Source organism: Pleomorphochaeta caudata (assembly GCF_055395745.1).
Genome location: NZ_AP042458.1, coordinates 497,430 through 510,351, shown reverse-complemented (window position 1 = coordinate 510,351; position 12,922 = coordinate 497,430). Strand labels below are relative to the sequence as shown.

Here is a 12,922-nt window from a genome sequence, read left to right as displayed (position 1 = left end):
TTTATTGTATCAAATTTCTATGTTTAGTAAATGTTTTATTATTTAAAAAGTTAATATTATTTAGTTTAATAATAGTCTTTGTTATATTTTATAAGCCATGATATAATCAAAAAAAATATTGTTTAATTTTAAAGTTGTGATATAATGATAGCGTTAACGAACACGCATAGGAGATAAAATGGATAATAAATTAATCACTAGTGAAATAAAAAACGGTAAATGTTCTTTAGGTATTGAATTAGGATCAACCAGAATTAAGGCTATATTGATAAATAGTGAAAATGTACCAATTGCATCAGGTGGATATGATTGGGAAAATTCATTAATTGATAATATTTGGACTTATAAGCTTAGTGAAGTTTGGCAAGGTGTTGCTGGTTGTTATAGTGCTTTAAAAAAAGATGTTTTATCAAAATATAATGTTGTTCTAACTGATTTGAAAGCAATTGGTTTCAGTGCAATGATGCATGGATATTTAGCTTTTGATAAAGATGATAATTTATTAGTTCCATTTAGAACTTGGAGAAACAATATTACTAAAGAGGCTAGTGAAAAACTAACTAAAGAGTTTAATTTCCCAATTCCTCAAAGATGGAGTATAGCTCACTTATATCAAGCAATTTTAAATAACGAAGCACATGTAAAAGATATTGCAAAGATTAATACTTTAGCTGGTTATGTTCATTATTGTTTAACAAATTCTTTTACTTTAGGAATAGGGGATGCTTCAGGTATGTTCCCAATTGATTCTGAAAGTAAAGATTATAATAAAAAAATGTTATTAAAATTTGATGATTTAGCAAAAGATTATTCTTGGAAAATTAGTGAAATTTTACCTAAACCAATGGTTGCTGGTGAGATTGGTGGTTATTTAAGTGAAAAAGGAGCTAAGTTATTAGATGTTGATGGTGATTTAAAATCAAATATTCCTTTTTGTCCTGCTGAAGGTGATGCTGGAACAGGTATGGTTGCAACAAATTCTGTAAAAGCTAGAACAGGTAATGTTTCTGCAGGTACAAGTGTTTTTGCAATGATTGTTCTAGAAAAAGAATTATCACAATTATATGAGAAATTAGATTTAGTAACGACTCCATCAGGATTACCTGTTGCTATGGCTCACTCTAATAACTGTAGTGGCGAAATTGATAAATGGATGAAGTTATTCATGCAGGTTATGGATTTAACAGGTGGAAAATTAACAAAACCTCAATTATATGATGCAATCTTGTTTGAGGCTTTAAAAGCTGATCCATCTTGTGATGGTATTCTCTCTTATGGTTATCTAAGTGGAGAACATATTACTGGATTTAGTGAAGGTAGACCTTTAATTGTTAGAAATCCTGATAGTGAATTATCTGTTGGAAATTTAATTAGATCTGAATTATTTACTTCTCTTTGTGCTTTAAGAACTGGCTTAAATATCTTATTTGAAGATGAAAATGTAAAAGTAGATGAAATTAATGGTCATGGTGGTTTCTTTAAAACTGCTGAAGTTGGTCAAAATATTATGTCTGCGGCAACAAATACTCCTTGTTCTGTTTTATCTAGTGCAGGTGAAGGGGGCGCTTGGGGAATTGCAATTTTAGCAGGATTTATTAATAGTGATATGCTTTTAGAAGATTACTTAGAAAAATATGTTTTTGCTAATGCTACAAAAGAAACAATTATGGCTAAAGAAAAAGACATTGAAGGATTTAATAAATTCTTTAAAACTTATCATGCAGGCCTAGATATTGAAAGAAAAGCTATAGAAATCCTATAACTTTAATAAATATATTTACTTAATTTACAAAACATCATTCACTTATAAAGAGTAATGGTGTTTTTTTTATGGAAGGTTTTCTTTAATTATAATATTAATTGGGATAGGACATTTATTTATATTATCTTCTTGTTTTAAAAATAGTATTTTGTACATGTCCATAATTGTATTATAGCCTTGAGTTTCAGGTGATTGAGAGATTATTGCACTAATATTACCGTTTAATAATTCTTCTTTATTATCTTCAACTAAGTCAAATCCAATTATATAAGGGGTATTTAATAATTCTTTTTTTAATACATATTTTGATATTAGCCCAGTTGCATCATTTGTAATGAAAATACCATCTATGTTATTGTTATCTTCAAAAAGAGAATCTAAGAATTTATTAAAGGAAAGATTTTTTTCTCTTTTCCAAGTATAAGTTTTTATTGGTATATTTTTTTGCTTAAAGAAATCAATAAACCCTTGAGCTCTTTGTTGTTGGTTATATGCACTTTCATGCATTTGAAGACAAATAAAATTATTATTATTTGGAGAGAATAATTGCATTACTCTAGCACCACACCAACCAGCTTTATATGCTATTTGGATATTTTCAGAAATAGGTGATGCATTAGTAATAGAGGAATCAAAAAAAGCATAAGGAATATCTTTTAAACTTTTTACAAAAGAAAAGGCTTCTTTTTGAATTACTGGGGCTAAAGCTATAGCATCAACATTTTCTTCAATTAATTGTTTCCCTTCTTCATTTAAACTGTTTTCTTCATCTCTATCAAATTCTTTTATTACCAATGAGATATTAAAAGCTGCGATTTCATCACCAGCTTTTTTTATTCCATTATATATTTTATGCCAATAACCACTTTCAGAATCTAATTTTGGGATTAATATACCGAATTTAAGGTTAGATCCAATCTTTAAATTTCTAGCCATTGCGTTTGGTACATACCCATTTTCTTGAATTATTTTTTCAATTCTTGCTTTTGTTGCTGCAGAAACTCTTCCTCTTTTATGTAAGACTCTATCAACAGTACCGACTGATACACCGGCTTCTTTAGCAATTTCAGCAATTTTCATAATTAGTTCCTTTTTGGTAAATATGAGACAAGAGGTTCTCTTGTCTCATAGATTATAAGATATATATTATAATAATAAAAGTATTTTATTTTTGGCCATAGTAAGCATTTTTACCATGTTTTCTTTCATAATGCTTATTGGTTATATGGGAAGGAAGTTGTTTGAAATTAGGGTTCAAATTATTAACCCACATAGCCATTTTTGCAACTTCTTCTAAAACTCTAGCATTATAAACACTAGCCATAGCCTCTTTACCCCAAGTAAAAGGGCCATGTCCGCCAACTAAAACCATTGGATTTTCTTTAGCATTAATAGAAGCGCTTGGGTAAGGGCCAACATTTAATATTTCTTGAGCACTTGATGGATCTTCAAAAGTTTTGAAAATCAAAATACCTGTATTTTTTTCATATCCATTTTCAACTTCTTCTTTTGAAAGAGGTTTTGTACAGATAATAGGATTTGCTAGATGATCAGCATGAGTAGTTCCAAGTAGAGGAATTGATTTCATAGCTTGTGCCCAAGCAGTTGCATAAGGGGAGTGGGTATGACAAATTCCATTTATTCCTTCAAAATGTTTATATAATTGAAGATGGGTTTGAGTATCAGAAGAAGGATTTAATTTCCCTTCAACCTTTTCGCCATTTAAATCGATAACTACCATATCATCAACTTTTAGCTTGTCATAAGAAACTCCAGAAGGTTTAATTGCAAAAACACCTAACTTATCATCAAAAGCAGAAACATTACCCCAAGTGTAAATTGCAAGACCTTGTTTAGGGATCTCTAAATTTGCCAAATAAGCTTCTTCTTTTATTTTTTTATATTTATCCATAATAAGCCCTATTCCACCTATCTTGTTTTCTAAAACTTGATACAGTGGTTTCATTATTTATTTCTATTAATTCTATATTAACAATTTCTGAATAATATTCTAGGGTTTCTTCATCGATTTGAGTTGAAAAAGAGTTATGATGTCCTGCCCCAGATAAAATCCAACATTCACTAGATGTTATAAAGTTTGGTTCTGGTTTTAATAAAATTCTTGCTACAGGTAAATTTTTAAATTCTTTTTCTGCTTCAATAACTTGAGCTTTATTAGAAACTATTCTCATTCTAGTGCCTAAATCAACGATTGAAACGCTAATTCCAGCAGCGGTTTTTGAGTTGAATACTAGTCTAGCAGGATCTTCTTTATCTCCAATACCTAGGGGATGAACTTCAATTGTAGGTTTGTTTTTAGCAACAGATGGACAAATTTCTAGCATATGAGCACTAAGGTTAAACATATTATCTTCTTCAAGATTGTAAGTATAATCTTCTAAAAATGTACAACCTCCATCTAAATCTTCACCCATAAGTTTTAAGGTTCTAACCATAGCCGCTGTTTTCCAATCTCCTTCACCAGCAAAGCCATAACCCTTAGCCATTAAATGTTGGCAAGCTAAACCTGGTAATTGTTTCATTCCGTGTAAATCTTGGAAATTAGTACAGAAAGCTTCAGCATTATTTTCTATTAAGAATTTTTCTAATGCAATTTCAATTTTTGCTTGTTCTCTTATATGTTCTAGATTGTATTTTGTTGGTTCAGCAATAACATAATCTCTTTGATATTCTTCCATTAAATTATCAATTTCAGCTTCACTAACATCTTTCATCATCTCAACTAAATCACCAATACCAAAATAAGGAATATTCCAACCTAATTTAATATAAGCTTCAACTTTATCACCACAAGTTACAGCAACATCTCTCATGTTGTCTCCGAATCTAACAACATTTAATGATTTACCTGCAGTAGCAGCAACAGCAGCTCTCATCCATTTAGACATTCTTTTTTGGAAAAGAGGAGATTGCCAATGTCCAACAATAACACTTCTGTTAATATTCATTCTTGCTGTAATGTAGCCAAATTCTCTATCTCCATGAGCACTTTGATTTAAATTCATAAAATCCATATCAATTGTCTCATATGGTAATGCTTTATTAAATTGAGTATTAATTTGTAGCATAGGTTTATTCAAAGCATTTAATCCATTTATCCACATTTTTGCAGGAGAGAAGGTGTGCATCCAACATACAACTCCAGCACAATTGTCATCAAGATTTGCTTCTTTGATTGTTTTTTCAATGTTTCTTGAATTGATCAAGATATCTTTGTAAATTAATTTACAAGCTAAATTATTGCTTGAATTAAGTCCTTCAATAATTTCTTTTGAATGGATTTCAACTTGTTTTAGAGTTTCTTCACCATAAAGGTCTTGAGAACCAGTCAAAAACCAAAAAGTGTAATCTTTAATATGTTTCATAAATTGCTCCTAATTTGCGTTAACGTACACACAGTATATTATAGATATTTTTGATTTGCAACTTTTTTTTCCTTTTTTATTTTGAATAAGTTGATTAAAATAGTAGGTAAAGAGGTTGTTATAATGAATGAAAAAGAATTAGCCAAAAAATATGTACCAAGACTGTTTTTTAATAGAAATGAGCCATTTTTACCAAAAAAAATATTTTATAAAGTTTATTCAAATGCAATAAGTATAGTTAGTAATACATCTAAATATAAATTTATTTTTCCTCCAAATAGTAAATATGCTATAGAATATGCAATTTATTATACTTATGATATTCAACATCTTTATGATTTAGAACATGTATTTGTTTATGTTGATGAAAATGAGAAAATTAATAAAGTTGTATCATCTTTTCATGGTAAATTCTATAATTCCTTAATTCCCAATAATAATGTATTAGAAGATCCACAACATCCAAAATTGTTCGTTCAACCAGGAAAGCATGCTTTAATGCCAAGCATCGAATTATTTAACTTATTTGAACAGTTTGATACTTGTTGTAAAGAAGATTGTGGTATCGCAGGCTTTTTAATTTATAATTTATTTGATGATGTTTTCAAAAAAGATATAACTTTTGATTTAAAAGTAGAGAAATATATTAGAAAAATGTTTACTTTTGATTATGCTCCTCAATATGAGAGAAAGGTAATAGAGGAACAACTGTTGCTTTCAAACAAGCATTTTAAACCTTATATAGTTGATGATTTGTATAAAGAAATAAAAAATATTAATTTTGTGTTATAAAAGTATTAAAATCTTAATTTTCTTTGTACAAAATAACAAAAAATATATCCATAATTAACATTCTTTTATGAAAAATACCATGATACTATTTTAATCAGAATAAGAAATTCGTTCATGTAAGTACTTATAAATAGCTATTTAAATATAATTTATTCTGTTTTTTGATAGGTATATCACTATTAATTCTTTGTCAAAAAAAGATAAAAATAAATTTTTTTTTGATAAATTTTCTTGAATTTTTTTTTAATAGTGATTTAGCAAAAATGATTAGACATAACTATATTAAGGAGATTAGATATGAAAAAAATATTTGCTATGTTAGTCTTACTTTCATTTAGTTTTACTTGTCTCTTTGCCGGAGGTGCAAATGAGGTTTCCCCAGAAGTAAAAGTTGATACAAATGAAAGTGCTAAAGTTGAATTAGTAAAAGAAAGTCCTTATTTAGATTCAATGATTCAAAGTGGAGAAATCTTACCGTTAGATCAAAGACTTCCTGTAAATTCTGATATTATGATTGAAGATATGGATGAAATTGGAAATTATAATGACAGTTTAACTATGATGTTCAAAGGTAGAGATGATAAATGGAAAATTGAAAAATGTTTCGAAGAACCATTGTTCAGATTCAGAGAAGATGGTCTTGTTGAACCTAATGTTGCAAAAGGCTATGACGTTAATGCAGATTCCACTGAATATACTATTTATTTAAGAGAAGGCATGAAATGGTCTGATGGAGTAGATTTTACTTCTGAGGATTGTTTATTCTGGTATGAGCATATGATGAAGAAAAAGACTTTTGGTAAATCAATTTATTCTTGTTTCTATTCTGTAGATCCTAATACAGGAGAGAAATCTTTATGTGAGATGGAAAAAGTTGATGATTATTCATTTAAAGTTAAATTTAAAAATCCTAGTCCAATGTTCTTAGAAAGAGTTGCAATTGATTGTAAATGGTTATTTGCTCCAAAACATTATTATGAAAAATTATTACCTGAATTTATTGGTGAAGAAGCAGCTGAACAAAAAGCAAAAGAATTAGGCTTTAAAGATGTTGCTGCAATGGGTAAAGAAACAGGATACTATTATTGGTTACAAACAGATAGACCTGTATTAAGACCATGGATTTTAACAAATGATATTGATTCTGATTTATTAGTTTGTAAAAGAAATCCTTATTATTGGAAAACTGATAAAGATGGAAAACAATTACCATATATAGATGAACTTCACTTTGTAAAATATGCTGATGAAAATCAAAATGTTTTGAAATGTATTTCTGGTGAAGCAGATATTTCTTTAATAAACTTTGAAGATGTTGTAACAGTAAAACAAAATGAATCAAAAGGTAATTATACTGTTTTACAATGGTCCACAACAGATTGGGCTGAAACAGCAACTGTATTACAATTCAATTTAACATGCGAAGATCCAAATTTAAGAACTTTATTTAACAATAAAGACTTTAGAGAGGCTCTTTCAATTGCAGTAGATAGAGAAGAAGTTAATGCTCTATTATCTGATGGTTTTGCCTCTCCAATTCAATCTTGCCCTCCTTTAGGTGCTCAAGGTTATGATGAAGCTTGGACAAAAAAATGGACAGAATATAACCCTACTAAGGCTAAACAATTATTAGAAAAATCTGGGTTAGTTTTAGGTAATGATGGCTATTATAATTTTAAAAATGGTGATGATTTTGTTTTGGAAATTGTTAGTGGAAATGATGCAGCTAGTACTCCAAAATGTGCTGAATTATTAACAGAAAAATACTTTAAAGAAATTGGAATCAAAGCAACCTTTAGTCTAAAGGATAGAGGCTATGTTGATGAAATGCTTTCCTCAAATAAAATTGAAGCAATTTTGGCTCCAGTAGCCCCAATGAGTAGTATTAACGTTGCATTAAGACCTGATACTGTAGTTCCAGTCAGAAACTATGCTGCTTGGTATGGTCAATATGGTGTTTGGTATGCATCTCATGGAAAAGATGGTGTAAAACCAGTTGGTGATGTAGCTAAGATGATTGATTTGTATGATAAGTTAATTGCTGCTCCTACAAAAGCGGAAATAACAGAATATAGTAAAGAAATTTTGAAGTTACACCAAGAAAATCTTTGGCAAATTGGCTATATGTCTGCTACTCCTGTATTAATTGCCATAAATAATAATTTAGTAAACTTCCCTGAAAAAGCAATTTCTTGTGATGAATTTAGAGAATTGGGTTTAGCTCATTGGCAAAACTTATTCTTTAGAAAATAAGACTAATTGTTATTAATTAAATTTTATTATTAAACAGGGTCAAAAGCCCTGTTTAATAAAATTATTATCAGGAGAGAAAATTGAATTTATTAAAATATATTTCTAAAAGAATCTTAGCCATGATTCCAACGGTATTTATAATTTCATTTATTGTTTTTTTTATTATTCAATTACCACCTGGAGATTATATCTCTAGTTATATTGCAAAAATGAGTGCAGAAGGTGAAATCTTCACTCAAGAAATGGTAAATCAGTTGAGAATTGAATATGGTTTAGATAAAGCTTGGTATATTCAATATTTTATTTGGATGAAAGGCATTCTAACTCATTGGGATTTTGGATATTCATTTTCATATCTAAAACCTGTCTGGACAGTAATTATGGATTATTTGCCATTAACGTTAATTATTTCATTAATTACTATGGTTTTTACATATTTAGTATCTCTTCCAATTGGAATTTATAGTGCTAATCATCAATATTCTCCTGGAGATTATTTGTTTACTTTTATTGGGTTCATTGGTATGGCAACTCCAAATTTCTTATTAGCAATTATTCTAATGTACTTTTCATATATTTGGACAGGCACTCCGTTTATTGGTCTTTTTTCAGATGAGATGTTATTAAATGGAATACATTTTTATAATTTTGGTGCTTTTTTAGCACGGCTTATAATCCCGGTAGTTGTAATAGGTACTGCAGATACTTGTGGAATTATTAGAACAATTAGATCACAGATGCTTGATGAAAAAGGAAAACAATATACTTTAACAGCTAGAGCTAAAGGTGTAAGTGAGAAAAAAATAACTTATAAATATTGTTTAAGAGCGGCAATCAATCCTATAGTAAGTAATTTGGCAACGACATTATCAAAAATATTTACTGGTTCAACAATTTCAGCAATTGTAATGAACATTTCTATTTTAGGCCCAATTCTTTATACAGCTTTAAAAAATCAAGATATGTATTTAGCAGGAACTATTTTATTAGTTCAATCTGTATTAATTGTTTTTGGAACTTTGTTAGCAGATATTATCCTAGCTTGGTTAGATCCAAGAATTAGATTTGAAAATAGGACGGCATAGATATGAAAAAGAAAAACAAAAATGAAGAATCCTATTTTTTAGCGTCCCAATGGGCATTGATGTTTCAAAAACTCAAAAAACATAAACTAGCAAAATTCTCAATTATTTTATTATGTATTTTATATTTTTTCGCTTTATTTGGTAATTTTATTTCTCCATCTGATTTAGTTGCTTATAATTCAAAAACTAAGAATTGTCCTCCTACAAAAATACATCTTATAAAAGATGGCAAATTTATTGGACCTTATGTTTATGGTATAAAATCAGAGAAAGATTTTGAGACCTATGAAACAATTTATAAAGAAAATACTGAAGAATTCTATAAAATTAAATTATTTCAAAAAGGACCAGAATATAAGTTCTTTGGATTTATTAAGAGTGATATTCATCTCTTTGAAGCTGAAGAAGGAGGGAATGTTTTCCTCTTTGGCACAGATTCTATGGGACGAGATCTTTTTTCTAGAATTATTTTAGGTAGCCAAGTTTCATTAACAATACCTTTCGTTGGAACAGCTATTAGCTTTGTACTTGGTGTTCTAATAGGTTCAATTTCTGGATATTTTGGAGGAGTTACAGATTTAATTATTCAAAGAATAATAGAAGTATTATCCTCTTTTCCCTCAATTCCTTTATGGATGGCTTTATCTGCAGCAATACCTAGCGATATACCCGTTGTAAGAATGTATTTGTATATAACTATGATTTTATCTCTTCTATCTTGGACTAGATTAGCTAGAATTGTTCGAGGACGTTTTATCTCTTTAAAAGAAGAAGATTTTATTATGGCTGCAAGACTTTCTGGCGTTTCAACAATGAGTATAATAAGAAAACATATGGTCCCAGGTTTTATTTCATATCTTATTGTTAATTTAACTTTAGGAATTCCAACAATGATTATTGGTGAAACATCAATGAGTTTCTTAGGTTTAGGAATAAGAGCACCGGCTACTAGTTGGGGAGTATTATTACAAGAAGCACAAGATATTACATCAATTGCTAGTTATCCTTGGAGATTAGTACCATTATTTGCAGTAATTATTACCGTTTTGGCATTTAACTTCTTAGGTGATGGCCTAAGAGATGCAGCGGATCCATATAAATAGGAGGAATGATATGAATGAAGTTCAAAAGAAAAAAATTGTTTCAATAAAAAACTTAAGTATAGATATTCCTATTGATGAAGGTCTTTTAACTCCTGTTAGATCAGTTAATTTCGATATTTATGAAGGAGAGACTTTAGGCCTTGTTGGTGAATCTGGTTGTGGAAAGAGTTTAACTAGTAAAGCTATTTTAGGTATTAATGCGAAAAAATGTATAACTAAAGGTGAAATAATATTTAATGATGATGATAAAATTTTAGATTTATTAAAATTGAAATATGGTAGTGAGGAAATAAGAAATATTAGAGGAGAAAAAGCTTCTATGATTTTCCAAGAACCTATGGTAGCTTTTCATCCTATGTATACTATTGGATCACAAATTAATGAATCAACAATGTTGCATATAACTAAAGATAAAAAGAAGTCTAAAGCTATTACTTTAGGAATGATGAAAAAAGTTGGAATAGCTAATGCCGAAAAAAGATATAATCAATATCCTCATGAATTTTCTGGTGGAATGTTACAAAGAGCTTTAATAGCTATGGCTTTGGTTTGTCATCCTTCTCTATTAATAGCTGATGAACCAACTACAGCTCTTGATGTTACTATTCAAGCTCAAATCTTAGAATTAATGAAAGAAATTCAAAAAGAATTTAAGATGAGTATTTTGTTTATTACTCATGATTTAGGTGTTGTAGCTAAAATGTGTGATCGAATAGCCGTAATGTATTTGGGAGAAATTGTAGAAATAGCTGATGTTGTTGAATTATATAAAAATCCTTTACATCCTTATACTCAAGGTTTATTAGGGTCTGTACACAAAATAGGTACAAAAGGACAAGATAAATTATTCTCAATTGAAGGGACTGTTCCTCTTGCCTTAAATCTAAAAACACAATGTGGTTTTTATCAAAGATGTATTAAACATATTGAGGGTAAATGTGATAAATCTATTCCTCAATTAATTGAGGTAAAGCCGAATCATTTCGTTCGATGCTATAATTATGGAGAAGTTTTTGATGGGAACAATTTTAGAAATAAATAATTTAACAAAAGTCTTCGTGTCAAAGAAAACTAGAGTGAAAGCCTTAACTGATGTAAGTTTTAAAATTCAAAAAGGCCAAACTATTGGAATTGTTGGTGAATCGGGTTGTGGTAAAACAACATTAGGGCGTTGTATTGCTAGAGCATATAATGCTACTAGTGGTGAAGTTTTATATACTGATGAAAATAATAATACTTTTGATTTTTTAAAATTAGATAAAAAAGCACTAAAAAAATATAGAAAAGATATTCAAATGATATTCCAAGATCCATATTCTTCTTTAGATCCTAGAATGACTGTTTTTGATATTATAAGTGAACCTTTAAAGGCAAATTATCCTAAAATGCCTAAAAGTGAAAGAAATGATAGAGTTATAGATATTGCTAGAAAAACAGGTTTAAATACTAGCTATTTAAAAAGATATCCACATGCCTTCTCAGGTGGACAAAGGCAAAGAATAGGGATAGCAAGAGCTCTGGTAATTGAACCTAAAGTAATTATTTGTGATGAATCAGTATCAGCTTTAGATGTTTCAATTCAAGCTCAAGTTATAAATTTATTAAAAGAATTACAGAACCAAATGAATTTGACATACATTTTTATTAGTCATGATTTATCTGTAGTAGAATACATTAGTGATAAAGTAGGAGTTATGTATTTAGGAAAATTAATTGAATTTAGTGATACTAAAGAATTATTTTCAAATCCTGAGCATCCATATACTGAAGCTTTACTTTCTGCGGTTCCAATAGCAGATCCATTATTACAAAATGAAAGATTACCTTTAGTTGGAGAAATTCCTAATCCTTCGAATCCTCCAACTGGATGTTATTTCCATCCAAGATGTAGATATAGAACTGAAATTTGTGAACAAATTCAGCCTAAATTGGATGAAAATGATGAGCATAAAGTGGCTTGTCATTTATATAAAAATTTAAAATTACAAGGAATAAAATATGATTGATAAAAATAAAAAGTTAATTTTATTTTTAGATTCAGGTGACACTTTTATTGATGAATCAACTGAAATATATGATGAATACGGAATCGTTATTAAGGCTAAGCTAATTCAAGGTGCAAAAGAATTTTTAGAAAAAATATACAAGGACGGTTTTATCATAGCATTAGTAGCTGATGGGAATTATAAGTCTTTTGAAAATGTTTATAAATATTATGGATTGTGGGATATTTTTAAAGAAAAAATTATTTCAAGTGAAGTTGGAAAACAAAAACCTAATTCAATAATGTTTGAAACAGCAATAAAAAAATTAAATCTTTGTGAAGAAGATATTAAAAGAATTGTTATGGTGGGTAATAATTTAAGAAAAGATATTTTAGGTGCAAAGCTTTTAGGTATAAAAAGTATTTGGATGAATTGGTCTCCAAGATATTTTTCAATGCCAAGAGATAAATATGAAATAGCAGATTATTCTGTTAAAACTCCAGAACAACTGCTTTCTTTAATTTATAAATTAGAAGATAATTTGAATAAGGATTGA

Annotated in this window: 11 protein-coding genes; 8 read left to right on the top strand and 3 right to left on the bottom strand. The window is 28.8% G+C overall.

Going from position 1 to position 12,922, the window contains the following annotated elements; translation table 11 throughout:
* The first annotated feature begins 178 nt into the window (after positions 1-178).
* Entirely contained in the window at positions 179-1,762 is a 1,584-nt protein-coding gene (locus tag ACZ5RS_RS02345) for a xylulokinase (protein ID WP_464637271.1), read from the top strand.
* A gap of 66 nt (positions 1,763-1,828) precedes the next feature.
* On the opposite strand, the gene ACZ5RS_RS02340 is transcribed toward ACZ5RS_RS02345, so the two are convergent.
* The 3 genes from ACZ5RS_RS02340 to araA form a co-directional block, all read right to left on the bottom strand.
* Positions 1,829-2,842, bottom strand: coding sequence for a substrate-binding domain-containing protein (locus ACZ5RS_RS02340; protein WP_464637270.1), 1,014 nt, complete (start codon positions 2,840-2,842; stop codon positions 1,829-1,831).
* 85 nt (positions 2,843-2,927) lie between these two features.
* On the bottom strand, positions 2,928-3,674 hold the full coding sequence (gene araD / locus ACZ5RS_RS02335) for an L-ribulose-5-phosphate 4-epimerase AraD (protein ID WP_464637269.1): 747 nt from the start codon (positions 3,672-3,674) through the stop codon (positions 2,928-2,930).
* Positions 3,667-5,148, bottom strand: coding sequence for an L-arabinose isomerase (gene araA, locus ACZ5RS_RS02330; protein WP_464637268.1), 1,482 nt, complete (start codon positions 5,146-5,148; stop codon positions 3,667-3,669). The genes araD and araA overlap by 8 nt, the downstream gene beginning before the upstream one ends.
* A 123-nt stretch (positions 5,149-5,271) precedes the next feature.
* Here araA and ACZ5RS_RS02325 point away from each other — a divergent pair, with 123 nt between their 5' ends.
* The 7 genes from ACZ5RS_RS02325 (at position 5,272) to ACZ5RS_RS02295 (ending at position 12,922) form a co-directional block, all read left to right on the top strand.
* A complete protein-coding gene (locus ACZ5RS_RS02325; RefSeq protein WP_464637267.1) occupies positions 5,272-5,940 on the top strand; it encodes an NPP1 family protein in 669 nt (222 codons plus the stop codon).
* A 297-nt stretch (positions 5,941-6,237) separates the two neighbouring features.
* Positions 6,238-8,193, top strand: coding sequence for an ABC transporter substrate-binding protein (locus ACZ5RS_RS02320; protein ID WP_464637266.1), 1,956 nt, complete (start codon positions 6,238-6,240; stop codon positions 8,191-8,193).
* Between the two features lie 80 nt (positions 8,194-8,273).
* Complete coding sequence (locus tag ACZ5RS_RS02315; protein ID WP_464637265.1) at positions 8,274-9,278, top strand: ABC transporter permease; 1,005 nt, start codon at positions 8,274-8,276, stop codon at positions 9,276-9,278.
* 2 nt (positions 9,279-9,280) lie between these two features.
* On the top strand, positions 9,281-10,381 hold the full coding sequence (locus ACZ5RS_RS02310; protein ID WP_464637264.1) for an ABC transporter permease: 1,101 nt from the start codon (positions 9,281-9,283) through the stop codon (positions 10,379-10,381).
* Between the two features lie 10 nt (positions 10,382-10,391).
* Positions 10,392-11,423, top strand: coding sequence for an ABC transporter ATP-binding protein (locus ACZ5RS_RS02305; RefSeq protein WP_464637263.1), 1,032 nt, complete (start codon positions 10,392-10,394; stop codon positions 11,421-11,423).
* On the top strand, positions 11,398-12,387 hold the full coding sequence (locus tag ACZ5RS_RS02300; protein WP_464637262.1) for an ABC transporter ATP-binding protein: 990 nt from the start codon (positions 11,398-11,400) through the stop codon (positions 12,385-12,387). Before ACZ5RS_RS02305 ends, ACZ5RS_RS02300 begins: the two co-directional genes overlap by 26 nt.
* Positions 12,380-12,922 carry an HAD family hydrolase gene (locus tag ACZ5RS_RS02295; RefSeq protein ID WP_464637261.1) on the top strand — a complete coding sequence of 181 codons (543 nt, stop codon included), beginning with the start codon at positions 12,380-12,382 and terminating at the stop codon, positions 12,920-12,922. The genes ACZ5RS_RS02300 and ACZ5RS_RS02295 overlap by 8 nt, the downstream gene beginning before the upstream one ends.